Here is a 26,731-nt window from a genome sequence, read left to right as displayed (position 1 = left end):
CCCATCAATCCCCCGCCGCGCGGCCCTTGAGCGCAACAATGCCCTTGGGCCGGAATTGGATGAACAGGATGATGAACAGGATCATGAAGGTCTGCGCGGCCAGAGTATTGGACGGGTTCATCCACTCGATCCCCTTTTGCAGAAAGCCGATCATCGACGCGCCCGCGAGCGTGCCCCAGACATTCCCGACCCCGCCCACAACCACGGTCATGAAGCTTTGCACGATGTAATCCGATCCCATTTCCGACGTGACCTTGGCATAAAGCCCGATGGCCACACCCGCGATCCCCGCGATGCCGGAGCCGAGCCCGAAGGTCAGCATGTTGATCCGGTCGGGGTTGATCCCCATGGACGCGGCCATGCCGGGGTTTTGCGTCACCGCGCGCACTTCCAGCCCCAGCCGGGTGCGCTTGAGGACAAAGAGGATCAGCGCAAGAAACACCAGCGCCAGCACGAAAATCGCGATACGGATATAGCTGATCGCGATCACGTCATTGAACACCAGCGCGCCGTCGAGCCATTCGGGCGATGTGAGGGGCCGCGCCTGCGTGCCAAAGATATTCTTGGCAAGCTGTTGCAACGCAATGGAAATCCCGAACGTGGCCAACAGGGTTTCCAACGGCCGATGATAGAGCCAGCGGATCACCGTCCGCTCCATCGCGACCCCTGCCCCGAAGGTGATGGCAAAGGCCAAGGGAAGCGCGATCAGGATCGAAAGCGTGTAGTCGGGCACGAACAATTGCACGACATAGCCGGTATAAGCGCCCATCATGATGAATTCGCCATGGGCCATGTTGATGACCCCCATCACACCGAACGTGATGGCCAGACCAATGGCCGCAAGGAAATAGATCGACGCGAGAGACAAGGCATCAAGCGTCAGATCGGCGGCTTGGCTCAGCGCAACTTTTTGCTCAATCGTATCAAGGGACGCGCGTGCCGCATCCGTGATCGCGCTGCTGTCCTCATCATAGGCGAGAAAAAAGCTGTGGGCATCGACCATCGCGGTGCGCTCTGCGTCCGTCACGAGCGGGGGGACAAGGCCGTCGGCGGCGAGGGCGGTATAGGCGATCCGACGTGTCTCTAGCGTGTTGAGTTGTGCAGTCGGAATGCCACCAACCATGCCGCCCGCCACATGTTCGGTCAGGGCTGCAAGGATATCCGCGTTGGAAATCCGTGCCGGGGCAAGATTTGCGGCGACCAAACGGTCATACGCGTCGGTATAGGTGATATCGGTGCCGGGCATCTGGACGCGCGCGATATTGGCGTCATCCGGCATTTCGGCGGCGACGCCCTCTGTCGTGGATAGGATCTGGTTCAGGACCGCGCGTACGTCCACGGACAGGTCAGAGCCGAGACCCGCTATCGCCGCGATCCGCGCCTCCTCTGTCTCCGCGAAACTGGCGGCGAGCATACCTGCAAGGCGGCTTTTGCGGGTTTTGAGCGCCGCGTCCGGCTCATTGTCGATGGCACTCAACAGGGCGGGCAATTGATCGGCGGACATGGCGCGCGCAATCGCATCCACCGCCGCGATGCGCCGCTCAATATCGGGATCGGAGAGTTGGAATTGCACAAGGGCGGAGCCGATAACCCGGCGCACACCGCCATTGGGGCGCAGTTCGGTCATCTCGGCCTTAGCGGCGGTGCCAACCACTTCAAGGCTTGTAATGTCGATGAGCGTGATCGCATCTGCCCCCTCCTCCACGAAGAAGAACAAGCCGTCCGCATCCCGCACCCAAACCTCCCGCGCCTGCCAACGCTCCAGAAACCGGGGCAGATCGGGATGCGCGGTCGCGACCAGCGCCTCCAGCACTTCCCCGACGCTGCGGCGGGACGGGCTGGCAATCTCTTCCTGATGGGTTTGCAGGACGTCCTGCAAACTGGCCTCTTGCGCCTGAACAGGGGACAACACAGTCAGCCAAGAGGCCAGCAGCACGAGCAGAATGCGGATCATGGGGGCACTCTCAAATTGAGGTGGGCCGCGCGGTGAACCGCGCGGCCCGGTTGGCGATCAGTAGTTGGATTTGATCTGCACGCAGGTCTCGGTCACGGTGTTATACATCCCGCAGCCAAGCTCCTGCCAATCGGATACCAGCACGGCGCTGTCGGGCAGATAATCCGTCCACGCATCGCCGGGCACTTCGCTGGTTTGCGAGATGATGTCGAATTGACCATCAGCGGTGATTTCACCGATCAACACCGGTTTTGCGAGGTGATGGTTCGGCAGCATAACGGCCGTCCCGCCGGTGAGGTTCGGGAATTCCTGCCCGTACATTGCCGCGCGCACCGCATCCACATCGGTGGTGCCTGCCTCGGTCACGGCGTTCACCCACATGTTGAAGCCGATGAAATGCGCCTCCATCGGGTCGTTCGTCACGCGATCCTCACCCATGCGCGCTTTCCACGCGGCGACCCATTCCTCGTTCAACTCGCTCTCCGCGGATTGGAAGTAGTTCCATGCCGCAAGGTGGCCGACAAGGTTGGAGGTATCGAGGCCAGAGAGTTCTTCTTCACCCACCGAAAAGGCCACGACCGGAATATCATCGGCGGAAATACCTGCCGCAGCGAGTTCCTTATAGAAGCCGATATTCGCGTCACCATTGATGGTGGAGATCACGCCGACCTGCTTGCCATCTTCACCCAAGGCCACAACATCGGCCACGATGGTTGCCCAGTCGGAATGCCCAAACGGGGTGTAGTTGACGAAGATGTCTTCCTCCGCGATCCCCTTGGAGATCAGGTAGCTTTCGAGAATGTTGTTCGTGGTGCGCGGGTACACATAGTCGGTGCCCAGAAGCGCGAATTTCTCGACACCCAATTCCTCAAGGAAATAGTCGGTCGCCGGGATCGCCTGCTGGTTGGGGGCGGCACCCGTGTAGAACACGTTTTTGGACGATTCCTCGCCCTCATACTGCACCGGATAGAACATCAGGCCATTGAGTTCTTCGAGCACGGGAAGCGCCGATTTGCGGCTCACGGAGGTCCAGGAGCCGAAGATCACATCCACCTCCGACACGGTCAGCAATTCGCGGGCTTTCTCGGCAAAGAGCGGCCAATCGGATGCGGGATCAACGACCACGGCCTCAATCTGACAACCCAGAAGGCCGCCTGCCGCGTTTTGCTGATCAATCAGCATTTCCATCGTGTCTTTGAGCGTCGTCTCAGAAATGGCCATGGTGCCGGACAGGGAGTGCAGCACACCGACCTTGATCGGGGCGTCACAGGCCAAGGCCGGGGCGGCGGCCAGCAGGCTGATCGCGGATGCAGCGCCAAAAAGGGTGGAACGTGTCATGGGGGAAATCCTCTCGTATCGCTGCGAAAAGACCGCCCGCCATGCGTTTCCAAGGGTTACACACAATGCTAGACTGCTCTTGCAGCAGGAATGTTGCAGTCGCGCGGGGGGTGGTCTGCCAGGATTGACCCTCGCGCGGCGTTTGATGTCTGTTTCAAGACACCGCAAGGCTGGCCGATGATCTGCCCAGTCTCAAAGCAAATTGCGCAGCGCAGAGCCGTGTTTTTGCTGCGATGCACAATTTATATGCACCACTAGACAGCCTGCCCAGATTAGCAGCATCAAGTCGGGGCGTATCGAGGGAAAAGTGAGCGATGTAGTGATTCCCAGCTGTGACAGCCGCCCATTACCCGCGCGGCAAATCCATGGCATCGCCAGACCTTCGTTGAAGGCAAAGGATGCCGCAAGAAACGCTCAGATTGCTGAGAGGGATTTGGAATTTTAATCGATCGACCTTCCGCTCTTCGTCATCTGGAAAAGACTTGCCCATCTTTGGAAACACTTTTCCCAACCTCCGCATCCGGGCTTAGACCCCATGAATCACAGGCCATCCTAGCCACTTAGCGAAAGCAACAGATGAAGGGCTCAGCACTTAATCTGGAGGGACAGACATGACCAGAGTGTAACAGCTTCACAGGGAGCGTCGCCTCGGCGCGCCACTCGACCGACAACCAGTCCGACGCGAGCGCCTATTACGCATACATCTGCAATCGCGCCGGTATCTCCGTCATCTACTGCGCTGAGCAGTTCGAGAGCGATGGCACCCCGCTCTCCAAGATCGTCAAAGGCGTCAAGCGCGCCATGGCGAAAAAGTACAGCCGCGCGCTCTCGCAAAAGGTCTTTATGGACCAATGTCGCCTAATCGAGCGCGGCGAACACAAAAGTATTAAGACGGATCGCGCCGACTTTGTCTCAAGCCCTGACGAAGAGATCGACGTCGTCCGATGTAGCGTAACCAATGCGGCGTCTCTTCGCTAGAACATCCGCTCTGACATGAGCCTCAAGCCTGACAACATCATCGCTGTGCGCATGGATCAGCCGAACCAGCGTCCACCTAATTACTACCGATTACCAAGCCTAGACCTGACCCTTCCTCGCATCCACCTGACCGATCGAACGGGAGACATCAGATGACGCGATCCAGACGCATTAAATCGATCAGCATGGCGTTTTAAAAAGACTTCATTCGACTGCCACTCGAACAGATCTGCCCGCTCTATGCCGCTCGCAAAGAAACCGAGGAGACAGTGAATTATCGCTAAGTCGTTGCCTCCATCAAAGAAGTCGGGCTGGTCGAGCCTCTGGTCGTCGTCCGGGACCGTTCCGATTTCAAAAAATGCGCGCTGCTCGACGGCCATTGGCGCCTCGCGATCCACAGCGACGTTGGCGAGAAGGATGCGCCTTGTCCGGTTTCGAGGGATGACGAAGCCTACACTTATAGCAAGCGCATCAGCTGCCTCGCTACCATTCAAGAACACCGAGTGATCCTGAAAGCGCTCAAGTGCTGCGTACCATAAGAGCGATGAGCGCGAGCCTTAAGCGTGAACGTCAAATCCTCGCAGGATAATAAGCAACTTCTGTCGGTCAATTTCGGCTCAACTGCATAGGAAACCGGGACCCTTTGAAGCGCGGGGACTGCGGGAGACACCGCACGGTGGGGCGGATCAAGTGCGGCGGTGGGGATGGTATCGATCCCGCGCGGGGCCCTCCAAGTTAAAAATATCCACTTGGCAAAACATGCTAGAATTGCCTCGCACCTGAGCCGGAGCGATTGACCTCACCGAAAAACGCTTTGGTTCTTCAGGCTTAGCGGCCTCATAGGAATTGCCCCGAATTCAATGGTTTGGAGGAATCATCTGAACCTGTAGACTGCTCTTGAGGTGACCGGAATGACGCGCGAGCGAGCAGACAGTTTCATATCAAGGTTTTTGTTGCGTGATCGCAAGGAACACGGGCAAGAGGCTGTTGCCGCCGATGTTGAGCCATCGCCCTCGTCCGGGAGTACCACCGAGCATGAATTTGTTTGGGCGACAAACGGCGAGCTATCGGTCCAAAAGCTCGTTGAGCGCACCCTTAATGGATCGCACGCTCTCGTTGTAACCGGATACCAGGACTTTCTGTCCGCGATGTCCATCATTCTTCGCGTTCGGCCCAGCATTGTAAGCGAGCCCCCTGAAACGATCAGGATCATATTTGGAACGAATACCGATAATCAAAGCCACATGGACGGTGACGGGCGTGAACTATCGGAGGAGGCCCGTGACTATTTTCTCGAAACGCGCGGACTTTCGCTTCGTTCCTCCGATGAGTTGCGCGCTGTCCTCGCTTACGATGCGATCGAATCCGGAGCTATCTCGCTTCGTGTCTTTGATAGTGACTTAGCTCGAAAACGGTTCGGTCGCACACACGCTATGCTTCACGCGAAGCTCTTCATCAGTGACACAGGCGCGCTCGCAGGTAGCTCCAACTTCTCGGTCGGCGGACTTAGACGCAATCTTGAGTACGCCGACGAACTTCAAGCGTTTCCTGACCTTGCCTCAATGCGACGACAGGCCGCTGAAGATTTCTGGACGCTTGGCACCGACTGGACCGAACAGGCTCTTGCGATCCTGAGAGCACTCCTTAGGCCCGTGAGCGCCGAAGAAGCCCTCGCCCGAACGGTTCACGAAATGACATCCTTTTCGCCGTGGTGTGTCGACGGTGATGGCGCCGCGGGGCGTCCGCCGCTGTTATTCCAGCAAGATCTCGTCTACGAGGCCGCCGGAACAGCATACGAACACGGATTTGCATTTGTAGAAGCACCGACAGGCGCAGGTAAGACCGACATCGGCAAGCACTTAGCGACGGTATTGCCGACAATGCACTCGAGCATCGTTCTTCGGCATGGAGATGAGCGTCCGGATCAAACACGCAATGGCGCGCTCGGCATCATTCCGGCGAGCGTCTTTCGCAATTGGGATAAGAGCAAGCCAGCAAACCTCAATCTCATCAAGCACAGCCATCTTTCACGCAGTAAAGGCGAAGAGGCCGAGGAACTTGAGGAGATCAACCGAGGCGTCCGATCTTCCGCCTCCATGATCGTGGACGAGAGTCATCGATTAAACTCCCGCTATCTCGCCCCGTCGAGACGCTCCCTCGTCTTCGAACAAAGCCCTGCAATCTGGACGTCTTGCCTGTCAGCGACCCTGATGGGGAACCAGGGCTTGGACGGATTGCTCGCCTTCCATGAACGACGTGCGTCGATCTATGTACCCCCCGAAATCACCTCCAGAATTAACGACAACCTCAAGCGGGGACGCGAGAGAGCTCTAGAGTTGAACGCACTCCGCGCACTTAAGCAGAACTTCGAGGATCGTCAGTTGTCTGGCATGAAGGACCTGTTCCAGTCTGAGGCAGCCCGCATTCCAAGATCACCTACACCACCTTCGATTTGCCCGGGCTTGTGCTGTCTTCCGACAAGAAAGGCCGTGATCGCATCGAGTCCATCGCTCTACTTTCGGGTGTGGGTGCTTCCGATCTCGCCGACGAGTATCTGGAATTCTCTGCCGGCGATCTGACAGACTTGATCCTGGAGCAGCACAAGAAACCGCGGCCGCTTCGCCGGAACAACCTCTACGATCTGGTTGAAGACATGCGGCGCAAGCTGCCAGAAGCTCGCCTGAGGTCCATTGAGCGCATCAAGCCCGTGAGCCTTTGGGGTGCTGATCTGTGTCTTCTCGCAGGTAGGTCACCGATGACCATCATTGCGCTTGGTGGGCGGTCACCATCGCTCGTCGAAGCATCCTATTTACCACCACGACTGTTGGCCGTCCGCGAGACAGGCGATCGACAAGAAATCATTCGCGATCAGCCGGAAGTGACGCGGCTGCTGCGCGAGGCCTATGGCGAGACCGCTAAGGCCGGAAAACATCAGAAAAGACTTACAGAAGCCGAATTAAGTTCTGCAATCGAGGGCCTCCAGCCGACTTTGGAAGGTTTGGCACACTGGGATATTCGTCCCGAGCGCATTGTTTCACTCTTGGAGTCTTTGGATAGGTTCCTCGAGTCAGGACCTTCAAAGAACCAAGGCTACAACAGGTTCGGGCATTTGACGCTGCCGTCGCTTGAAAAGCTTGCGGAGGCCTGGGCCCAGGAACTCGACCCCTTTTGGATTGAAGCCAAGAAAGACGTCAGTCAACGCAGCGAAAAGGAAAGAGATATCCCAGATTATCTGGGGATCAATTCGATCTATGGTTTCTTTGAGCAGCAGCGACCGAAGATGCTCACAAAAGTGCGTTCCCGAATGGAACATTTGCTGGCGGCGGCAGAAAAGGCATCACAAAATGCAAATACACAAATTCTGGACAGGATTGCTGTGGTATTTCGAATAAAATAACAGAGAGACGTGATTAAAAACGATTTCAAGAAATGGCTCGAAAAGGGCGATTCCCAAATGGAGGCAGGACGCAATTTCCGCGCATACGCTGACAGTCGCAACTCAGGATGTAGCTGCAATACAGCATGACCGTCAGCGTGCCCTTTGGAAGCTAGTCATGGATTGTTTAAGTATGGAGGAAAGAACTAGAGCAGAAGCGAGATCGCAAGGCATTCTTGCCAGCTCAACATGAAAGTCTACAGTCTCCTAGCTCTTCAAACGCTTATCCCTATTTTTGGGGTAGTGGACCGCATAAATTATCTTGGAGGTAAAAAATTGGAATTGGAATGCATCTGCGCTTTTAGAAAATTGTTCTCGATAAATGATAGTGAATTTTGATTTATTGATTGCTTTTTTGAGAACTTTTAAAAAAGTAGACCCTCGTCATTATCATTAATTTACCAGGCATCATGCCTCATTCTACTTGGAAACCACACCGGAAAATAGCTCAATGACGTCGCTTCGGCTTTCAGGGGGCGCCAGCAGATTGTGCGACAGCGTCCGCTTTCTTTGGAGAAGCTGATCCAGTTTTAAATCGAAAGATGTCTCTTGATACGAGGGATGTAGGGCGAGCGGCACGTGAACGGTAACTGGCTTGTCTTGACCAATTCGGTAGACACGGTCGTTGCACTGATCCTCGACGGCCGGGTTCCACCAACGTGAGAGATGAATTACATGGTTCGCAGCCGTGATGGTTAGACCCACGCCCGCGGCACGCGGTGACAAGATCATCACATTGAAGCCCGGTGGAAGTTCTTGGAACTCCGCCACTATGGGCTGACGCCTGTGACCAGGCACATCTCCGTTAATGATCATTGGCTCTGAAGAAAGTTGATACTTGGCAGTTAGACCGGCTGCAATCGTCCGCTGCACTGCTTTGTACTCCACAAAGAGCAGAGCCTTTTCTCGTTTTTCTCGTATGTTATCGAGAATCTCCAAAGCGAGCCTGACACGAGCGGATTGATTGGCCCAATTTTCGAAGGCAGCGGGATCACCAAAGGGAATGTCTGCATCGAGCTTAGGATGCATGGAAATTCCTCGAAATCGGTGGATTGCCTCGAGCATTGTTGCCCGATTGGCCCCAAGAGAGTCCACAGCGCTTACAGTATGGGCGTAGGCATTCGCTTGAATGTCAGGCATTGCAGCTTGGTAGGTTCGGATTTCTTGTGCAGGAAGACCATCAAGAATATCTTCTTTCATCCGGCGTTTCATTACGGGTGGCGCTGCGCTGGAATCTTCCAGCTTAACCTTGAGTTGGGTCAGCTTCTTCTCTTCAGCGTCAGAGTAATCTTTGCTGAAGCGTCTTAAATCGCCCAGAAGGCCTGGCGCGATACGGTCCATAATACACCAAAGGTCCTCCAATCGGTTTTCGACTGGAGTTCCTGTTAGGCCGAGCACAAAATCAGCACTTATGGCCTTGGCGGCGTGTGTATTGAGCGTCGTGGGCGACTTTACCCGCTGCATCTCGTCAAAGACGGCGACGTCATACCCAACACGTGCGAATGCTCGGTGATAAGTGGCCAGCGTCTCATAGGTGGTCAAAATCCAGCCTGCTTGCCGCAGGCTTGCAACGTCCAACGCATTCTCAGGGGACCATCCGGGCCCCTTCGGCGCCTTCAAGCCCTGCAAGCCGCTGCCAAAGGCCTCAACACGCTCTCCAAGAACGTCTGGTGCTAGGTGTAACTCGGCCTCAGCAATCCATGTTTTCAAAAGTGCCGTGGGCGCAACGACAAGGATCGGCGACTTAGACTTGCTCCTTGCTGCGATTTCAGCACGTCGCCACGCCAAAAAGACCAACGTTTGATAAGTCTTACCAAGACCCATGTCGTCGGCCAAGAGAACGCCTGGCCAGCCGGACGTCCAAGCGTCCCAAAGCCACTGAATACCGTCGACCTGATGAGTCTTAGGGGATGACAGAACGCGGGAGTCCAGCCCTAGATCGTAACCGACCTTAGACTTTCGAGGTGACATCGCCACAACGAAAGCCGCCTCTTCAATATTGTCCTCGATATCGAGCACATCTCTTGAAAGCTGGGAAACATCCGGCTTTTCTCCGTCCGCGGTTTTACCTTTTGGAGGGCGTAGCGTGAAAGCCTCAAGAGCCTGTTCTAGAGCGGAAACATTGATCTCTCGACCGTCAACATTGACCGTTTCCTGACCAAAGGATTTTGCCTGAAGTACGCGTTCTGCCAGACTTTCTGGAGGCTCCGTGAGGAGGATTTCCTCACCCTCCAACACTATTGGCACACCCTCGGGTAGCCAGGCGGTCTTGAACTTCGCGAGCCAAGGCAGATCGGCTGGATCCCAGAGCTTCAGACCCGTCACACGATCTGAGTACTGTTTGGTTTCGACAAAGATATTAGCCGCTGACGGATCATCATTCAGGGCCGTTGCAAGATAAACTCGGGGGTTTTTTATAAATCTTCGCCGCTCCGTTTCCGGCGCTCCGCGTTTCTCCTGAACTACCTTGAGCGCTGCTTGAAGAGATGACTCCAATACAATGAACTGGCTTCGGCCGACGACGTAGGCCGACGAGACGCTTCGATCCGCGACGAAGCGTCGACGCGCAAAGTCGTCCTGAAGCTCCTGCGGCAAAAGAGCATCGGTGTTTTCATCGCGCAGATCATCTGTTTCGTCTACGAGTTCCCCGTCTTCTGGCGCATTTGTCTCGTCGAGGTCCTTCTGACGCTTTTCTCGTGCCATCAAAACTGGCAGGAAGTTTGGTCCGTCCACTGTCTGCTCGATATCTAGCGCAAAGCTTCCAGCCTGATAGATTGTGAGCCCAGAGAGGTACTGATCAGCCTCGATCGTCTCACCAGTCACAACCCTGAGTGCCGCCTGAACGGGCCCCCACGCCCTTATCCTGATCAGCGCGTCTTGGCCTTCGCTGGCGTTGAACCCCGCGACAGCGTTCAAGAGATCGTAGACCTGCGGTGTCAGGCGCCAATCCTGACCACCATAACGTACAAAGGCACCTTGCCTCTTTGGCCGAACAATATTGAAGTCGCTGTCGCGCCACTTTTCAGCGATCCTTGTCTCAGGTTGATCGATACGGCCGTGCGCATCGAGGTGACAAGAGGCTGTCGCAACGGGAGGAAACCCTAGCAAGTCCGAAAAACTCGCATCAAGCGAAACCGCCTGATCATTGGGAATTAGAACAGCCAAACCATCATTCGAAACTGAGGCACGGCCTTCGTGCATGAGCCGTAGAATCCGTGCAAGGCCAGGTCGCAGTGAACTCTCGGTGGAGTTCCAGTCGCGAACCTCAATCGCTCGGCTTCCGATCAGCTTTGATCGCCAGAGACTCACTTTAGCACCATACTGAGTGATTTCGGTTTTGAAGCGGTCAGTCATATCGGGATATCTTGTACTCAGATTGGGAAATTGAAATGCCGGTTATTCGTTGAAGTTTGCTCGCAACCTTCCTTTGCCAAGAATAGGTGTCTGGTGAGACGTGGGACTGCGAAAACAATCGTGGGCAGTCAGCGTTACCCGAGGAGGTGGCTCGAAGCTCGGCGGGTTTATATCGTGACTTGTAAGGCGCCGGTCCTTCGGATCCATCGTTCCAGATGTGGCAGCGGCCGTTGTGGCTCCATTCAGCCACCACGCTTGGTCCAATCTGAAGGATCAAGGCGGCTTGCCCCGATTGGACGCCCAGCGAAAACTGCCCGAACTTAGTATTTTTGCCAAAGCGACTTCGGGCTTCGCGCGCGCCGGAGCCGTCGAAGACCACCCAGGCACTATCGATTAGACCCTTTGCGTGAACAGCCTCCCAAAACGCTCGCCTGTAGCGCCACATCCTTCGATCGGCGACCTTGTCAACGATGTCGAGGAACTGCCGCAAAGATTGTTCTGTAAACCATCGCAGGGCCACATCTCGGGCTCTCGGCATAGGAGTCCACCTTGCACTATGCGACCGCGGATCTCCAATAACCTCGAGCAGGAGTTCAAGGTACTGATCGCGTTCAGACTTGCCCGGATCCTGGCTCTCGTATGGGAGTAAAAGGGCATTTGCGAACCCCGATCTGAGACCGCCGAATAAGAGAGACCCGTCCGCATGGAGCGCAAGTCTTTTGACGCTCCTCAAGTGCTCAAAAGCGTCAAGGGGGCGACCACTTTCGAGCCGCTGTAACGCCAATTCAGTAGCATGCGAAGAGTATTCACCGAAGGCCGTTTGTGTGCCGACTCCCTTCTTACGAAAATACTCCGGTATCGAAGTCCCCATCTCGATCGCCTGAGTAGCAATGTTTTCTGGTCCACGTTGCGGAATAAACAGATCAAGCTCTGCGCTAAGTCCCCGATAGGGCTCGCGCGCAATCGGCGCCGTCTTTTGAAGCAAAGCGCTTATCTCAAAAAGGCCGGGCAAATCCTGTCGGAAGTTTTGAAGATATGATGCGGCGAGGCTGCGGAATAATCTAGAACGACCTACATCAGCAAACGTATCAATCAAACGCGTCAGAACCGACGGTGTTTCAGCAAGCGCAGGCTTTGTCGCCCAAAGGCACCAAACCGCGTCCGCTAACATCTTTCGCGAAAGAGGAGCCCCACGCGAGACCTCCGCCCGGATTTCGTGGGCGATCACATCATAGTCGCGATCTTCCCGAAAACCCTCTGAGCCTGCCCCCAAGACAACTCGCTCGGCTGCGCGTGTCACTGCGGGCACCTCCGGCGGCCGTTGCTTCGCAGTTGACGCATCCTCAACGCGCGCGATGGCAGCCTTAAACTCTGGGGCCATGTTACTGGCCTCCCAAGTCACGAAGCTTCTTGATCTCACCTTGCATCGCATCGGTTAGCTCAAGGATTTCGCCAAGTCTCCTCCGCGTGTCTGTTTCCATTACAAAGCGCAAATCAATTCTTCGATTTCGTGCCAAACCATCCGCGGTCCGATCGTTAGTCACAGGACGCGTTGCGGCGTAGCCTGAGACCGACATGATTTGCCGCCCTGCGCGATTGCGCAGGTTCGTCAACAGGGGTTCATCAGTAGCAATCGCACGATAGGTTGTAACGGCGCGTTCTGTTGACAACTGCCAGTTTCGATTGTCCCCTCCGGTGTTGTCTGTATGGCCTTCAATAAAGACCGTCTCAACAGTGGTACTGCCGGTTCGTCCACACCCCTCTGTTGGAGTTGTCTGAGAACATGCGGTGTAGGCAGGAAGTACCGTCGCAAGGGCTGCACCGATCCGCCCAACATTTCGACGATTCGTCCCGCTCAGCGCAGAACTGTTAGTACCAAAACGAACAGCGTCTTCCGTCAGCCGGAGCACACCGTTTCTTTCATCGATTTCTACAACAAGACCTTCATCTTCAAGAGCTTCTCTAATGTCGCGCAGAAGCCGATTGCGTACACCTTGCTGCGTTGCGAGAACATCGATTTCGTCGCGGACCTCTCCACGGAGGTGTTCAAGGCGCTGCGCAACTCTTTCTGTTTCTTGTTCGAGCTCTTCAAGAATTCTTAGCCGTTCTGCCGAAATCCGCTCCTGTTCATCGGTCTGCTCGCGAAAGTTCATAGCAAAAACCATGAGCATGATGATGAAAATGAAAAGCACCCCGACCATCATGTCGGTCATAGAGACGAAGTAGTTCTCCTCTTCTTCGTGCTCAACGGAGTTTGTTGCAAGGTCAAAGGGGGTCATCGAGTCGCTCGTCTGTTAGATTACGGCCGTTCCTCAAAGCTTCCGCAAGTTGTTCAACACTTTCCCCGAACTCACGGGTGTTTTCATCAAGACCTCCAAGGAGACCCCTCAGCTTATCAACGGCTTCCGCCAGCCCCTTATCGACTTTAACAGCGTACTCGTGCATACGTTCGCCTTGCTCTCTCGTAGCCTTCGATAACTGCTCAAGCGCTCCTCCCAGTTCGGCATCAATTCCCTGGAAGCGTTCGGCATATTGGGCCCAGAGAGCCTCTTGCTCCTTCATCTGAGCGGCGAGTTTCTCCGAAAGCGATGCGACAGCCTGCTGCTCCGTTTCAAGGGCATTTGTGGTGGTGCGCAGGGAAGCTTCCATCTTATCAACTGCCTCGGAGATCTTGGTCCCACTCTCAAGAAGCGGCGCGGTTGAGCGCTCAAGCCGTCGGGCGGCCGTGTTGAACGCTTCTGCTGTTTCGGTTGCCTGAGCAAGGGATGCTGTCAAGGTACTCGACACCCTCTCCATGTCGCCTCCGAAGCCACGGCTGGTTTCACCTAGCGCGTCCTGAAGCGTTGAGAGGTTTGTCTGAATGCCCTCAAAGGTCTTCGCAAGTTCACGCATCTCTGTCCCTGCACCCTCATGAAGGGTTTCGGTAAACTTGCCCAGAAGGTCTTCTGCGCCCTGTCGGCTTTGGCTGGAGAGCTCCTCGACGGCCGCTTGAATGCCAGAAATCACCGGCGCCATAGCTCCCGAGACTGCATTCTGGAGACGCGGCTCGAATTCTTGCCCAAACCGCTGGAAGAAATCACCCTGGGTTATGTCTTTCATATAATCTCGCTGCTCTTTCAGATCGGAGGCCATTTCCACCGAGATTGCCTGCGGTGAACGGTAGAGGAGAACAGTTTCGATCTCTTCGCAAAGTCTTGCGAATGCTGTCTCTATCCAGATTCCAATTGATCGGAAGACAATGCCCAGAACGATCGAGCTTCCAAGACCCGCAATCGAGGTCGAGAACTTGAAGGAAGCAACCTCCAGAAGCTTTCTCGTTGCAGCTTGCATCTCAGAGCTATCCTCAGTGGTAACAGCAGTCCCTGCCGTGTCTAGAGCGAGAACTAGCCCGATGAAGGTCAGAAGTAGGCCTGTACCAACGAAGTAGCCGGGGATGCTCGGCATCATCTTCAGGCCAAAGGAATGCCCCCGAACAAGCTCTGCATTGAAGAACACATTTGGGCGAGTGGTATTCTGTATTACAGCTGGTTTGGAACCAAACCCCGGCTTGACCAACGTCTCGTCAAACTCGCGCCAAGCTCTTCCCAACAAAGAATGCTTTGCCAGCTTGATGTGGAGATCATCATAATTCGCCGTAAAGTCTTTGCGGTCTTTGGCGGACTTTAGCATTCGCGTTGCTTGGTCAATTTGAAATGGAACGATTAGTCCGTAGACAGCCAAATAGGCGACTAAGAGACCCGCGCCAACCGCAACGATCCAAGCCGCAAGAGTAAAGACGAAAGTACGATCAGATACGTTTTCAGATTGCCCAGAGAGAAGCTCGTTCACGACCTCCGCTGCCACTTTGAAAGACACAATTTCTAGCGATGCCTCTAGGAAGCTGGTGGCAATCCAAACCCCTGCGACAAGGAAAATCAAAAACCAACTGAAACGGCTGATGCTTCGCATCGCACTTTCTCCACTTTGACTATCTAGTTTGTAATACCTAGATTTTCGGCCCCGGACCCAAGATCAAAATTCGTTTCCGCAACGCTTTGATCCTGATGCAAATATTCCAAAAAACCGACGGAACTGACTATTTTGCGGAACAGCGCAACGCAGGCCGAAGGGCCGCTCATCAATACACGCAAGGCGCCAAATTCTGGATTGCGGTAGCTCTCAACGAAGTTCGTCGAGGATTTGAGAGGACCTTTTCTCTCGAGTTGATAAATTTTTGAAAAAGTCAATTCGCTCGGCCTCTCAATTTTTTAAAAATTTTTCTAATCCGTGAGTTATTCGTTTTCGGTGGCTATCTACAAGTAACGACAGAATGCTTTTGCCAATTACATCTGCTGAGCCGTCCTACATTCCGTTTCAAACACTCTAGGCGACACCACCAGTACAGCAACACATTTCAAACGCGTGATTGCAACATTGAAGCGGTTTGCACTGTTTACGAACTCTGCAAAACAAACCCGGAAGATCGCGGCCAGCATCAGAGAGTTCGGATTTATAAACCCGATCCAGATCTATGAGGCGAACGAGATCATCGCCTGACACGGACGACTAGAAGCAGCCAAGTCAATCGACGTTAACGAAGTGACCTGCATTTGTTTGGTCGATCTGACGAAGGCAGAAAAAAAGCGGTTCTCATTGCCGACAAAAAATCCGCGCTCAACGCCGGATCCCTACTCCAACTGGCGCGGCCTCGTTGGCAACCAGACCGAGCCCAAGACGGTGCGCCGACTGTTCGAGTTCTACATTGAAAATAGCTGTTTGAAAGCAACGGCCTAGGCGGCTCGAATGGCCGAGGCGACGGGTCTTTGCCGATGGCATCCGGCAGGGCGGTGCCATGTTCAGCCGCGGGCAGATATCTCGGCCCCTGACTAATGCGGTTTATCGAGGCCTTATCCGGCACAAGGAAAAGGTCTTGCCAGGCGCTCTTACCGCTATAGTCAGCGATGCCTTTTGGGAGCGGGTACAGGACAAGCCGCAATCCGCCAGCGCGCGCCGGTGTGGAGTGGGCAAGCTCACCGGATCAAAGACCGACGCCACACTCTCCGCCCCGTTGCTTGGCAATTTCAGGGACGAGACTGGCGATCCGCTCACACCGACGCACACAAAACGTCATGGCCGGCGGGTTCGGTATTACCTTCCCAACTGTCTCGTGACCGGAACGACTGACTCCCCAGGATGGCGTCTGCCATCGCCAGCAAAACCATTACAATTCGAGAAGGCTTTTCCGAGAGCGACGTTGCGCCGATCACATCACTGGCCACGCTTTCGCCGCTGATCCATGAAGCAATCATCACCGGAATCCAATTGCTCAAATTAACCCTCGAGACACTGTTCTGGACCCAATTTCCACTCGACTAGCCCTGCCAGGAGAAAAGCTTCGGAATCACGGTCAAAAAAACTCCCCTGTTATAATAAAGAAATCCCTCTAAAATTGAGTCACAAGCGCCGAAAACGGCCTTAGACTAAATATTTCTATGAAAATTGCCTGTTGTCAGCGAAATCACCGAAGACACCACCGCCCAAACTGGGCAATAGAAACTGCGCCCGGAAATAGGCGTGGATCCGCGCTCACCGTGTGTCTCATGAGCGACCACACAGCCGCAAACCAGCGCAAGTCGGGCAATAACCGCACAGACTTGATGTGGGATGTAGATACTGGGGCAAATGGCGGTGGGACAGGGATTCGAACCCTGGAGACGGTTCCCCGCCTACACACTTTCCAGGCGTGCGCCTTCGACCACTCGGCCACCCCACCGCAAGTGAGCGGTGTTTTACCTAACGCGCCGCGGATTGCAAGGGGCCGAATGCGCCAGTTTCGTTAATCCGCAAAATGGATTGAAACGCGGCGGTTCTGCTTGCCCTTTTTCTCGATTTTGCCAAGGCGCAACAGGCCGATTGCTGAGGTGCGCGCCACATGGGTGCCGCCGCAGGGTTGCAAATCAATCTGGGTCTCATCGGACCCGATCCGCACCAGCCGGACCCGCCCTTGCCCCATAGGGGGTTTGACGGACATGGTTTTGACAAGGCCCGGATTGGCCTCCAGTTCCGCATCGGTGATCCAGCTTTCCGTGACCGCGTGATCTGCCGCGACAAGCGCATTGAGCGCGTCCTCGACCGCCTGTTTGTCCTCCGGCGCGTCGGGCATATCGAAATCGAGCCGCCCCTTCACGTCGCTGATCGACCCTCCGGTCACGGGCAACGGGATCACGACGGACAACAGGTGAAGCGCAGTGTGGATGCGCATATGCGCATAACGCCGGTCCCAATCGAGGGTTTGGCGCACGGGAGTGCCAACAGGCGGGCTTTCGCCATCAAGAAGGAGGACGATGCTCTGCCCCTCTCCCTTCACGCTGTTGCTGACGGTGGCGGTGCCACCTTCCCAGTCCAGCCGCCCGGTATCCCCCGGCTGACCGCCGCCCATGGGATAGAACAAGGAGCGATCCACGATTACACCACCCTCAACAACACCCGTGACGGTCGCCTGAGCCTCTTTCAGATAGGCATCGCGGAACAGCGGCTCGGTCATTCGACCGCCTCACGCACGTCGGGGATGCCGTCTCGTTTTGCCTCAAGCCATTCGGGGACGGGCAGGCCCTTTTCGCGCAGGAAAGACGGGTTGTAGAGCTTGGACTGGTAGCGCGTGCCGTAATCGCACAGGATCGTCACGATCGTGTGGCCCGGGCCCATGTCCTTTGCCATGCGGATTGCGCCCGCGACGTTGATGCCCGTGGAGAGGCCCATGCACAGCCCCTCGTGCTGCAACAGATCGAACATGACCGGCAGCCCCTCGGCATCGGGGATGTTATAGGCGAAATCGGGGGTGAACCCTTCGAGGTTGCGGGTGATCCGCCCCTGCCCGATCCCTTCGGCAATCGACGAGCCGTCAGAGCCAAGCTCGCCGGTGGTGTAATAGCGGTAGAGTGCGGCACCGTCCGGGTCCGCCAGCCCGATCTTGATATCCTTGTTGCGCTCTTTCAGCGCCATGGACATGCCCACCAGCGTGCCGCCTGACCCGCAGGCACAGATGAAGCCATCCACCTTACCATCCGTTTGCGCCCAGACCTCCGGCCCGGTGGTGTCGATATGGGCCTGCCGGTTGGCCGTGTTGTCGAATTGGTTGGCCCAGATCGCGCCATTCGGCTCGGTCTTGTCGAGCGCTTTGGCAAGCCGTTCTGAGTAGCGCACGAAATTGTTGGGGTTCTTATAGGGGGCGGCGGGCACCTCGACCAGTTCCGCTCCGGCAAGACGCAGCATGTCCTTCTTTTCCTGCGTCTGGGTCTCCGGGATCACGATCACGGCGCGATAGCCCAAGGCCGCGCCAACAAGGCTGAGGCCAATGCCAGTATTGCCTGCTGTCCCCTCCACGATGGTGCCGCCGGGGCGCAGGCTGCCATCTGCCTCCGCCGCGCGAATGATCGACAGGGCCGCGCGATCCTTGACCGATTGGCCGGGATTGAGGAATTCGGCCTTGCCGTAAATCTCGCACCCGGTTGCCTCCGACGCCGCGCGCAGGCGGATCAGCGGGGTGTTCCCGACGGCGGCGGGCAGGTCTTTATACACGTTCATGATGGGAAACCTTTGCTTGGGCGCGTTTGACTGTGAAACTAAGCCCGTGGTCCGGCGGCATCAACCCCACGCCGCGCGCAACCGCGCATGATGCAGCCGCAGATAGTAGAGCGACACGATCAACGGGCCGACGGCGATCTCTCCACTTGCGACCGCCGCTTCGGCCTCTGCCAATGTCAGAAGGTGGGAGCGGATATCCTCATGCTCGGTCTCCACCCCATGCACCCCGCCCGCGCGGGCCAGATCAGCCCGCCCGATATAGCAGGTGACATATTCCGTGACCGTGCCGGGGCTGGGGTAATGGCTGTTGACCTTTTCCAGCGCTGTGAGGGTGATGCCCGCCTCCTCCCGCGCCTCGCGGCGGGCGCAATCCTCGGGGCTTTCCAGCCCATCCATCCGGCCCGCAACCGGCTCCAGCAGCCATGGCGACTGATCCCCCCGGACGAAAGGCGCGGGGCGGAACTGCTCGATCAGGAGCACGCGGTCGGTCACCGGATCCCATGGCAGGACGGTCACGGCATCGGCACTGGCCAGAACCGCACGCTCCAACGGGGCGCTCCATCCGCCGTTATGCAACCGATGCGACAGGGTGTGATCCTCGATGGAGAAGAAATGCGCATAGGGCTGCGCGTGGCGACTGACCCGCACATCCGCGCGGCCAAAGGGGCTGCGATGCTGCGCGGGACGCTGTTGGTCCGCGGCCCGTGTGGCGGAGAATTGGCGCGCGCGGATGCCGTTCCACAGCACAGGCGCATCCGTGGCAGGCCGGGTGCCGTAATGGCGCATCAATTCGGCGGCGGAGCGGACGAACCCGGCCCGTTGATCCGCCTGCCAGCGCGCGAAATCCCATGGTCCGTCCGTCTCAAACGCGGCTGGGTCCGCGATGAACACCTCGACCTCATGGGTTTGCCCATCTGCCGTGACCTGACGTGGCTCAAGTGTATAGCCGAACTCCCCTTCGAAAAAGGCAAGCCGCGCGCGGGCCTCAGCCGTGATGCCGGTGACAAGAATGCCGTCCGCCTGCGCGCCGTCCTCGGCGATGAGGATCGGGAAGTCCTGCCCCTTTACCCCATGTGCACGGGCATCCGCGATCACTGCCGCACGGATCGACAGCCCCGCCGCCTCTGGTCCGATCACCGCATCGCGGGTCAGGGGATCGCGTAAAGTGCCGAAAAAGAACATCGCATCGGCAGTCATTTGCCTGTCTCCGTCTCATTGGTTTATTGACGCTTATCTCATTCGGTATATTTCTGCATCCAATGATGATCCAAAATTGATTGGTGTCCGTATCAGACGTAAATGATCACATGGAGTGATCGCCAAAGGGCAAAGGGCAACATGGCTAGCGCACATCCAGAACTGGAAACATTGGCAAGTTTTGCCGCCGGCACATTGTCGGACGGGATGAGCTTGTTGGTGTCCTCCCACCTCACCTATTGCCCGACATGCCGCAAGCGCGTGTCGCTGATGGAGGATGTGGGCGGCGCGTTCGTGTGTGCATCTGACGCGGATATGTCGGACGGGGCGCTGTCCGCAGCGCTGGCCGCGATTGATGGGGAGGGGTCCGTCCCTGCCCCTGCGAAAGCGGCGCAGTATGACGATACCTCGCCCCTGCCCCGTGCCATTCAGGATGTCATCGCAGCACCGCTTGACGATTTGCCGTGGCAATTCCGCCTTCCCGGACTGCATGAATACAAACTCTCCGGCTTTGATGGGGAGGACGTGTCGCTGATCCGGGCAAAGCCTGGTGCGCGGATGCTTGCCCATACCCACACTGGCGAAGAGGCCACGCTGATTTTCTCCGGCGCGATGCAGGACGGCGATACCGTCTATCGCAAGGGCGATGTGGCGCAGGCAGATCACTCCCACGATCACCATCCGGAAATTGTAGGAGATGAAGTATGCTACTGCCTGATCGTCATGGCCGGCGGAATGCAGTTTACGGGCCGGTTCTCCCGCGCGCTGAACGTTCTGACACGATGAAACTGTCCCGCCGTGCAGTGATGGCAGGGGCCGCGTCCCTGCCGCTGATGTCGTCTCCTGTGTTTGCGCAAGGCGCTGAGGCGCAGCGCCGGTTCGAGATTTACCGTGGCTCCACCAAAATCGGGGAGCAGGTCGTTGCCATCGCGCAATCCGCCTCCGGGCTGAAGGTCGATATCGACATTGATATCAAAGTGAAGCTGTTTGGCTTTGACGCCTATTCCTACAGCATGATGAACCGCGAAACATGGGTGGATGGCGAAGTGGCCTCGATCCATTCGCGCACTCAGGAAAACGGGGACAGTTTTCGCGTCGATGCGGAACGCGCGCCCGATGGACTGGACGTGGACGCCAGCAAATTCACCGGGCTGGTGACAGGCTCTATCGCGACGACAACCTATTGGCATCCGGTGTTTCTGGAGCGCCCAGTGTGGATTTCCACGCAGGATGGCAGCCAGTTCGACGTCAACGCGCGCCGCGATGCAGTCACCACCTTTGAAACGCCAGTTGGGGCATTTGACGCGACACGCTACGCCGTTGTCGGAGATATTGACCTCAACCTTTACTACGATCCAAGCGGCGAATGGGTCGGCTCCACCTTTGAGGCGCGCGGGCAGACCGCCCGCATCGTCACGCAAGACCCGGATGTCAGCCTGACCCGGTTGTGGGATACGGCATGAGCGTGATGACCCATATCGCCCGCCCCTCCCAAGGGTCTGCATGGATCACCGGGGCCAGTGGCGGGATCGGGCGCGCGGTTGCGCTGAAACTCGCGCGCAAGGGCTGGACGGTGTTTGCCACCGCCCGCTCTGAGGATGACCTCAAAACCCTCGCGGAAGAGGCCCCGGACGGGCGGATCATCCCTGCGCCCGGTGATGTCACGAACCCCGACGAAATGACCGCCATCGTGGACCAGATCAAGGAGCGTGGACCGCTGGCACTCGTGATCCTGAACGCGGGCGTCTACACCCCCATGCGGGCGGTGGATTTCAGCGCGGAGACGGCGCGCAAAATGTTTCGCGTGAACCTTGAAGGGGTGACAAACGCGCTTGATCCGGTGCTCAAGGTGCTGATTGCGCAGGGTGCGGGGCATGTGGCGCTCACCGCCTCCGTCGCGGGGTACCGTGGCCTGCCTGATGCCGCTGTTTATTCCGCAACAAAAGCGGGCCTCATCGCGATGGGAGAAGCGCTCGCGATGGATGGGGAGGATCTGGGCATCCGCTTCTCCGTCATTTGCCCCGGCTTTGTGGAGACGGACGCGACCGCCGTGAACGGCTTTGAAATGCCCTTCATGATGAAACCGGAGGAGGCCGCGACGCGCATTGTCGATGGGCTTGAAAAGCCGGGTTTCGAGATCGCGTTTCCAACCCGGTTTGTGCTGATCCTCAAGGCGATCGGTGCCCTGCCGAACCGCGCCTATATCTGGGCGCAGCGCAAGGCCACGAATTGGGACGGCTCAACCGCCGACCGCTGATCCCTCGATCCGCGCGCGGATATCGGCCTGCCGCGCCTTGGTCAGCGGATAGTGCCACATCATCGCCACCGCGATCCCTTTCAGCACCACCGGTGCCGCCGCATAGAGCACCGCGAGCGTGGTGATCGCAAGCGCGCTGTTGCCGCCCTGCCCCGAAAATCCCACAACCTCCAAGATCAACAGCGCGATCCCGCCTGACAGCGCGACCGACGCTTTCGTCGCCACCGACCAAACGGCAAAAAACGCCCCTGTGCGGTGCTGACCGCTTGTCGCGGTATCCAGATCGACAACATCGGCCTGCATGGAGCTTGGCAGCGCCAGATCCGCGCCAAGCGCGAGCCCCGACAGGCCCGATATGATCGCAAAGCCGATCACGTCGCCCTCCCCCAAGGTGAGCGCACACAGAAACACCGCCCCGGCATAGATCATGGCCCAGCACCAGACCCGGTGCTTTTCAAACCGCGCGCTGGCCCAGATCCAGAAGGGTGCCGCCGACACCGCCGCCCCAAAATAAAGGATCAGGAGCAGCCCCCCCGTCGCACTGTCAGCCCCCAAACGATACTGCACGAAAAACAGAAACAGCCCCGCAGGCAGGCCATTGGCCGCCCCGTTGATGAAATAAGCCAAGAGCAACCGCCGAAAAATCGGCTCACCCTTGAGGGCTGCGATGATGCCCGCGAGCTTTGCCGGTTCGCGCGCGAGGCTTGGCCGTTCGGGCACGCGGGCGCAGGCAATCAGCGTCGCAATCGGCAGCGTGATCGCGACGAACAGAGCCACATGGAACAGCCCCGCCCGCTCATCCGTGATACCATAGAGGACGGCGGCGATAATCGTGCCCACTAGCCCGATGCTTTCGCGCCACACGGTGATGCGGCTGCGTTCCTCATAGACACCCGACAATTCCGCCCCCCAGGCAAAAAACGGGGTGAGGTACATCGTCCAACCAATGGTGAGGGCAAACAGAAAGCCTGCAAACCACCCCACCCCGATGCCATCGGGCGGGGCGAGAAGCCCCAAAACGCTGACCATGATGATGGGCGTGGCGATCACGAGCCATGTGCGGCGGCGACCCAGCCGCAGGGTCGTGCGATCCGACAGCCAGCCCATCACCGGGTCGCTGACCGCATCAAACAGGCGGATGGTGATGAAAATCGCGCCGATCACCCCGACGGACAGGCCAAACGTGCCCGCGTAAAACGGCGCGAGAAACACATAGACAGGAAAGTAAATCCCCGCCATCGGCAGCGCCGGCAGCCCGTAGGACAAAAGCTGCCCGCGCCCAAGACCCATGTTCAGGGCCGCGTCAGAGTGATTTGCGTCACATCGTTGATGCCGGTGTGAAAGGTTGCCGCACAGCTTGTGAGGTAGAAATTCCACATCCGCCGGAACCGATTGTCAAAGCCCAGTGGCTCGATCTGATCCCATTTCGCGTTGAAGGTTTCATACCAGCGGCGCAGCGTGTCGGAATATCCTTCACCAAACTCGATTGAGCCAACTTCGGTCAGGCCCGCACGGGCGGCATGCTGCCGCAGCACGGATGGTGACGGCAGCATCCCACCGGGAAAGATATATTTCTGCACGAAATCCACCGTTTTACGGTACACCGGGAACAATTCATCCGCGATGGTGATGATCTGAAGCGTCGCCCGCGCGCCGGGTTTCAGCCGCGCATGGACCGTATCGAAATAGGTGGGCCAGTATTTCTCCCCCACCGCCTCAAACATCTCGATAGAGGCGATGCCGTCATATTGCCCGGTCTCGTCGCGGTAATCGCGCATCACGATCTCCACCTGATCGGATAGGCCAAGCCGTGCCATCCGCTCCACCGCGAAATCATGCTGTTCCTGACTGATCGTCAGGCCCGTGACCCGCAGACCGCGTTCCTTGGCCGCGAATTCCGCGAACCCGCCCCAGCCGCAGCCGATCTCCAGCACATGATCGCCGGGTTTGAGGTTCAGGCTGTCACAGAGCGCCGCGTATTTGTTGATCTGCGCCTGCTCAAGGCTGTCCTGCCCATCCTTAAACAGCGCTGAGGAATAGGTCATCGTATCGTCAAGCCATAGGCCATAGAACGTATTGCCCAGATCATAGTGATAGGAGATGTTCTTGCGCGCCTGCGTCTTGGAATTGGAGCGCAGCCAATGGCGCAGCCGCTCATAGGCGCGGAAAATCGCAGCACCGGGGATGGAGCGGCTGATCTCGTCATTCGACAGCATCAACAGATCGAGCAGTGCCATGAGATCGGGCGTGTCCCACCAGCCGTCCATGTAGGCCTCGGGAAACGCGTTGTCCCCCTCCCGGATCACGCGAGAGAAGAGTTGATCATTCTGGACCAGAACATGCGCAAATGGTCCGGGCTGCGGCCCCTCATAACGGAACGTGCGCCCATCGGGCAGCGTCACATCCAGCGTTCCGGCCTGCACGCGGCCAAGCAATTGGTGCACGGACGCATAAAGGCGAGGCAGGTCTGTCTGACCTTCAAGGCTGGTGAGCGGTTCTGTCATGGTCGTCATCTGGTTCATATTTTACTCGATCTTACCGCAAATTATCATTTGCTCAATGCGCCGGGGGCGCGTGGCCCGCTCTGTTTCGCAGCCGGGTCTTCCGCGCCCAAAAATGGAACGCCTTTGAGGAAAAGTCGCAGCGCCTCCCAATGGATGCCCGCCACGACCCGCAGTGTCATGAGCGGATGGCGCAGGATGGCCCGCGCGATGGCCGCATCCGTCGCCGGACCACCCGTGGCCGTATGCGTCGCGATCAGCGTCTCCCCCTCTGGCCCGGCCTGCTTGATCCGCAGCGCGATGCGCGCACCGGGCGGCTGCGCCGTAAAACGGTAGGTCTGATCCATCCCGATGAAGGGAGAGACCCAAAACGCCTTTTGCTGGATCTGCCGGGCGGGGCCATCACCTGCAACCGGCAACGCATACACTTCCTGCCCGCCAAAGGTGTTTTTCACCTCATATACCGTGGCATAAAGCACCCCATCCGCGTCATAGCAGTAATAGACAGACAGCGGATTGAACACGAAGCCCCAAAGCCGGGGAAAACAGTGCAGGTCGATCCGCGCAGGGCGGGCCAATCCTTTGCGCGCCAGATGCGCCTCCACCCATGGGCGCAGCGCGCTGCCATCGCGCGCGCCGTGATCCTTGTTGGCAAAGGACAGAACGCCAAAGCGGGCGATGCGGAACAGGCGCAACCGCTGCGCGGCCTCCTCCATCCGGTCAATGTCGAGGAGCAGGCTGAACACACCGTACCTGAACTGATGCCGCTTCGGGATCAGGCGCATATGCATGACATGGCCAGTGTAGAGCCTGATCGCGGCGTCCGTCATTCCGCGGCCCGTGTGAGCGGCGTGACATAGGCCTCTGGCATGTCCTTTGCCCAATCGGGTGCTGCCCCGAGCGATGCCGCAACCCGCAGCCCCGACCGCAGACCATCCTCATGGAACCCATAGCCCAGCCACGCGCCCGCATACCAAACGCCACCCCGGCCCTGAATATGGCCGATATCCTCCTGAGCACGAAACGCGCCCTCGGAAAACAGCGGGTGATCATAGCTGAATTCGGCATGGATCAGCGCCGGGTCCGGCTCCGTTCCGGGGTTCAACGAGACAAAGAGCGGATGCTCCTTTGGAATGGATTGCAGGCGGTTCATCCAATAGGTGACGGGCGCGGGGCGGCCCGCATCGGCCTCCCTCCCGCCCGAGAGGAAATTCCAGCTGGACCAGACCTTTTTGCGCTTGGGCATCAGGCTCGGGTCGGAATGCAGAACGGCACGGTTCGGCGCGGTTTTGAACATGCCAAGGATGCTTTGTTCCTGCGCATCCGCGTCCGCCAATAGCCGCCGCGAGATGGGCGCATGGGTGGCCATGATCACCTGATCGAACACGGCTTCCGAGCCGTCGGCGAAGTGCAGCTTGGGCTGCCCACCGGTGCGGCTGACCTGCACGACCTCTGCATCCGCGCGCACCCGCAGGCCCAGCCGGGCAATCAGACGCTGCACATACTCGCGCGACCCACCATCCACCGTGCGCCATTTCTGCGCCGGCTCAAGGCCCGTCATCAGGTCGTGATTGCGGAAGAAGGACACGAAATTCTCCGCCGGGAAATCCAGCATGTCATCCGTTGGCGTCGACCAGATCGCGCCCCCCATCGGTAACACGAAACAATCGCGGAACCAGTCGGAATAGCCGTCCCGCACGATCCAATCACCAAGGCTCAGACCATCGAGATCGCCCGCGTCAAGCTGGCCGGGGGCCGTGGTCTGAAATTTGCGGATCTCCAGAATGCCCTTGAGGAAGCGCGGTTTAAGAAGATTGCGCCGCTGCGCGAAAATCTGATCAAGGTCGTCACAGGCGTATTCCAGCGCGCCCCCATTGACCGAAAGCCCAAAAGACATGTCCGACCATTTCGTCGGCACGTCGAGATGCTCAAACAGGCCCGTGAGGTTGGGATAATTGCGGTAATTATACACGATGAAGCCGGTATCGACCGCGATATCCTGCCCGTTCACATGCGCCGTGACGGTGTTGGCATGGCCGCCAAAGCGCCCCTCACGCTCAAACAGCGTTACGTCATGGTCCTCCGCCAAGGCGTAAGCTGCACCCATGCCGGAAATCCCGGCGCCAATCACTGCAATCTTCAAGGTCAGTCTC

General features: G+C 57.6%; 20 protein-coding genes, 1 tRNA gene and 1 pseudogene. 7 read left to right on the top strand and 15 right to left on the bottom strand.

The window, feature by feature from the left end:
* Positions 1-4: 4 nt before the first annotated feature.
* Positions 5-1,954, bottom strand: coding sequence for an urea ABC transporter permease subunit UrtB (gene urtB, locus FHS89_RS10890; protein ID WP_184011538.1), 1,950 nt, complete (start codon positions 1,952-1,954; stop codon positions 5-7).
* Positions 1,955-2,011: 57 nt separating this feature from the next.
* The gene (urtA, locus tag FHS89_RS10885; protein WP_184011536.1) at positions 2,012-3,292 is read right to left on the bottom strand and encodes an urea ABC transporter substrate-binding protein; all 1,281 of its coding nucleotides are present in this window, start codon (positions 3,290-3,292) and stop codon (positions 2,012-2,014) included.
* 1,889 nt (positions 3,293-5,181) lie between these two features.
* Here urtA and FHS89_RS10880 point away from each other — a divergent pair.
* Both FHS89_RS10880 and FHS89_RS16295 read left to right on the top strand, forming a co-directional pair.
* Entirely contained in the window at positions 5,182-6,849 is a 1,668-nt protein-coding gene (locus tag FHS89_RS10880; RefSeq protein WP_246413794.1) for a phospholipase D family protein, read from the top strand.
* A complete protein-coding gene (locus tag FHS89_RS16295; RefSeq protein WP_246413791.1) occupies positions 6,795-7,667 on the top strand; it encodes a hypothetical protein in 873 nt (290 codons plus the stop codon). The genes FHS89_RS10880 and FHS89_RS16295 overlap by 55 nt, the downstream gene beginning before the upstream one ends.
* Positions 7,668-8,126: 459 nt before the next feature.
* Here the strand turns inward: FHS89_RS16295 and FHS89_RS10875 are convergent, their stop codons facing one another.
* From FHS89_RS10875 to FHS89_RS10855, 5 genes are read right to left on the bottom strand one after another with little or no spacing between them, the layout of a single operon-like run.
* Positions 8,127-11,060 (bottom strand): DEAD/DEAH box helicase, encoded by a 2,934-nt coding sequence (locus FHS89_RS10875; protein WP_184011534.1) that lies wholly within the window; start codon positions 11,058-11,060, stop codon positions 8,127-8,129.
* Positions 11,053-12,441 carry an EH signature domain-containing protein gene (locus tag FHS89_RS10870; RefSeq protein ID WP_184011532.1) on the bottom strand — a complete coding sequence of 463 codons (1,389 nt, stop codon included), beginning with the start codon at positions 12,439-12,441 and terminating at the stop codon, positions 11,053-11,055. Before FHS89_RS10870 ends, FHS89_RS10875 begins: the two co-directional genes overlap by 8 nt.
* A gap of 1 nt (position 12,442) precedes the next feature.
* On the bottom strand, positions 12,443-13,339 hold the full coding sequence (locus tag FHS89_RS10865; protein WP_184011530.1) for an OmpA/MotB family protein: 897 nt from the start codon (positions 13,337-13,339) through the stop codon (positions 12,443-12,445).
* On the bottom strand, positions 13,326-15,008 hold the full coding sequence (zorA, locus tag FHS89_RS10860; protein ID WP_184011528.1) for an anti-phage ZorAB system protein ZorA: 1,683 nt from the start codon (positions 15,006-15,008) through the stop codon (positions 13,326-13,328). The genes FHS89_RS10865 and zorA overlap by 14 nt, the downstream gene beginning before the upstream one ends.
* A gap of 23 nt (positions 15,009-15,031) precedes the next feature.
* Positions 15,032-15,286 carry a hypothetical protein gene (locus FHS89_RS10855; protein WP_184011526.1) on the bottom strand — a complete coding sequence of 85 codons (255 nt, stop codon included), beginning with the start codon at positions 15,284-15,286 and terminating at the stop codon, positions 15,032-15,034.
* Positions 15,287-15,873: 587 nt separating this feature from the next.
* Here FHS89_RS10855 and FHS89_RS16485 point away from each other — a divergent pair.
* Positions 15,874-16,017, top strand: a pseudogene (locus FHS89_RS16485) (hypothetical protein); the annotation flags it as partial.
* 215 nt (positions 16,018-16,232) lie between these two features.
* Complete coding sequence (locus FHS89_RS16195; RefSeq protein WP_221229393.1) at positions 16,233-16,415, top strand: hypothetical protein; 183 nt, start codon at positions 16,233-16,235, stop codon at positions 16,413-16,415.
* A gap of 307 nt (positions 16,416-16,722) precedes the next feature.
* On the opposite strand, the gene FHS89_RS10845 is transcribed toward FHS89_RS16195, so the two are convergent.
* The 4 genes from FHS89_RS10845 to FHS89_RS10830 all read right to left on the bottom strand — a co-directional run bounded on the left by FHS89_RS10845 (position 16,723) and on the right by FHS89_RS10830 (position 19,820).
* Positions 16,723-16,812 (bottom strand) — tRNA-Ser (locus FHS89_RS10845).
* Positions 16,813-16,875: 63 nt separating this feature from the next.
* Entirely contained in the window at positions 16,876-17,583 is a 708-nt protein-coding gene (locus FHS89_RS10840; RefSeq protein ID WP_184011522.1) for an alanyl-tRNA editing protein, read from the bottom strand.
* Entirely contained in the window at positions 17,580-18,623 is a 1,044-nt protein-coding gene (locus FHS89_RS10835; RefSeq protein WP_184011520.1) for a cysteine synthase A, read from the bottom strand. Before FHS89_RS10835 ends, FHS89_RS10840 begins: the two co-directional genes overlap by 4 nt.
* A gap of 60 nt (positions 18,624-18,683) precedes the next feature.
* Complete coding sequence (locus FHS89_RS10830; RefSeq protein ID WP_184011518.1) at positions 18,684-19,820, bottom strand: NUDIX domain-containing protein; 1,137 nt, start codon at positions 19,818-19,820, stop codon at positions 18,684-18,686.
* A 141-nt stretch (positions 19,821-19,961) separates the two neighbouring features.
* Here FHS89_RS10830 and FHS89_RS10825 point away from each other — a divergent pair, with 141 nt between their 5' ends.
* The 3 genes from FHS89_RS10825 to FHS89_RS10815 are packed head-to-tail and all read left to right on the top strand — an operon-like array spanning position 19,962 to position 22,077.
* A complete protein-coding gene (locus tag FHS89_RS10825) occupies positions 19,962-20,606 on the top strand; it encodes a ChrR family anti-sigma-E factor (RefSeq protein WP_184011516.1) in 645 nt (214 codons plus the stop codon).
* Positions 20,603-21,283 (top strand): DUF6134 family protein, encoded by a 681-nt coding sequence (locus tag FHS89_RS10820; RefSeq protein ID WP_184011514.1) that lies wholly within the window; start codon positions 20,603-20,605, stop codon positions 21,281-21,283. Before FHS89_RS10825 ends, FHS89_RS10820 begins: the two co-directional genes overlap by 4 nt.
* Entirely contained in the window at positions 21,280-22,077 is a 798-nt protein-coding gene (locus FHS89_RS10815; RefSeq protein ID WP_221229391.1) for an SDR family NAD(P)-dependent oxidoreductase, read from the top strand. The genes FHS89_RS10820 and FHS89_RS10815 overlap by 4 nt, the downstream gene beginning before the upstream one ends.
* On the opposite strand, the gene FHS89_RS10810 is transcribed toward FHS89_RS10815, so the two are convergent.
* The 4 genes from FHS89_RS10810 to FHS89_RS10795 are packed head-to-tail and all read right to left on the bottom strand — an operon-like array spanning position 22,060 to position 26,721.
* Positions 22,060-23,367 (bottom strand): MFS transporter, encoded by a 1,308-nt coding sequence (locus FHS89_RS10810; protein WP_184011512.1) that lies wholly within the window; start codon positions 23,365-23,367, stop codon positions 22,060-22,062. The two genes, FHS89_RS10815 and FHS89_RS10810, sit on opposite strands and share 18 nt — an antisense overlap.
* Before the next feature lie 2 nt (positions 23,368-23,369).
* Entirely contained in the window at positions 23,370-24,581 is a 1,212-nt protein-coding gene (locus FHS89_RS10805; protein ID WP_184011510.1) for an SAM-dependent methyltransferase, read from the bottom strand.
* Between the two features lie 44 nt (positions 24,582-24,625).
* Positions 24,626-25,408, bottom strand: coding sequence for a DUF1365 domain-containing protein (locus FHS89_RS10800; protein WP_184011508.1), 783 nt, complete (start codon positions 25,406-25,408; stop codon positions 24,626-24,628).
* Positions 25,405-26,721, bottom strand: coding sequence for an NAD(P)/FAD-dependent oxidoreductase (locus FHS89_RS10795; RefSeq protein ID WP_221229390.1), 1,317 nt, complete (start codon positions 26,719-26,721; stop codon positions 25,405-25,407). Before FHS89_RS10795 ends, FHS89_RS10800 begins: the two co-directional genes overlap by 4 nt.
* Between the last annotated feature and the right edge of the window lie 10 nt (positions 26,722-26,731).

The sequence above is a fragment of the Rubricella aquisinus genome (genome assembly GCF_014199445.1).
GTDB classification, from domain to species: domain Bacteria; phylum Pseudomonadota; class Alphaproteobacteria; order Rhodobacterales; family Rhodobacteraceae; genus Rubricella; species Rubricella aquisinus.
The sequence above is the reverse complement of the archived record's forward strand: the minus strand, read 5'-3'. Positions and strand labels throughout refer to the sequence as shown.

Coding starts and splice junctions, on each gene's coding strand:
- urtA (WP_184011536.1), bottom strand. CDS start 3,292: ATGACACGTTCCACCCTTTTTGGCGCTGCATCCGCGATCAGCCTGCTG.
- FHS89_RS10815 (WP_221229391.1), top strand. CDS start 21,280: ATGAGCGTGATGACCCATATCGCCCGCCCCTCCCAAGGGTCTGCATGG.
- FHS89_RS10835 (WP_184011520.1), bottom strand. CDS start 18,623: ATGAACGTGTATAAAGACCTGCCCGCCGCCGTCGGGAACACCCCGCTG.
- FHS89_RS10810 (WP_184011512.1), bottom strand. CDS start 23,367: ATGGGTCTTGGGCGCGGGCAGCTTTTGTCCTACGGGCTGCCGGCGCTG.
- FHS89_RS10875 (WP_184011534.1), bottom strand. CDS start 11,060: ATGACTGACCGCTTCAAAACCGAAATCACTCAGTATGGTGCTAAAGTG.
- FHS89_RS10840 (WP_184011522.1), bottom strand. CDS start 17,583: ATGACCGAGCCGCTGTTCCGCGATGCCTATCTGAAAGAGGCTCAGGCG.
- FHS89_RS10830 (WP_184011518.1), bottom strand. CDS start 19,820: ATGACTGCCGATGCGATGTTCTTTTTCGGCACTTTACGCGATCCCCTG.
- FHS89_RS16195 (WP_221229393.1), top strand. CDS start 16,233: ATGGCGTCTGCCATCGCCAGCAAAACCATTACAATTCGAGAAGGCTTT.
- FHS89_RS10805 (WP_184011510.1), bottom strand. CDS start 24,581: ATGACAGAACCGCTCACCAGCCTTGAAGGTCAGACAGACCTGCCTCGC.
- FHS89_RS10870 (WP_184011532.1), bottom strand. CDS start 12,441: ATGGCCCCAGAGTTTAAGGCTGCCATCGCGCGCGTTGAGGATGCGTCA.
- FHS89_RS10800 (WP_184011508.1), bottom strand. CDS start 25,408: ATGACGGACGCCGCGATCAGGCTCTACACTGGCCATGTCATGCATATG.
- FHS89_RS10880 (WP_246413794.1), top strand. CDS start 5,182: ATGACGCGCGAGCGAGCAGACAGTTTCATATCAAGGTTTTTGTTGCGT.
- FHS89_RS10865 (WP_184011530.1), bottom strand. CDS start 13,339: ATGACCCCCTTTGACCTTGCAACAAACTCCGTTGAGCACGAAGAAGAG.
- zorA (WP_184011528.1), bottom strand. CDS start 15,008: ATGCGAAGCATCAGCCGTTTCAGTTGGTTTTTGATTTTCCTTGTCGCA.
- FHS89_RS10825 (WP_184011516.1), top strand. CDS start 19,962: ATGGCTAGCGCACATCCAGAACTGGAAACATTGGCAAGTTTTGCCGCC.
- urtB (WP_184011538.1), bottom strand. CDS start 1,954: ATGATCCGCATTCTGCTCGTGCTGCTGGCCTCTTGGCTGACTGTGTTG.
- FHS89_RS10820 (WP_184011514.1), top strand. CDS start 20,603: ATGAAACTGTCCCGCCGTGCAGTGATGGCAGGGGCCGCGTCCCTGCCG.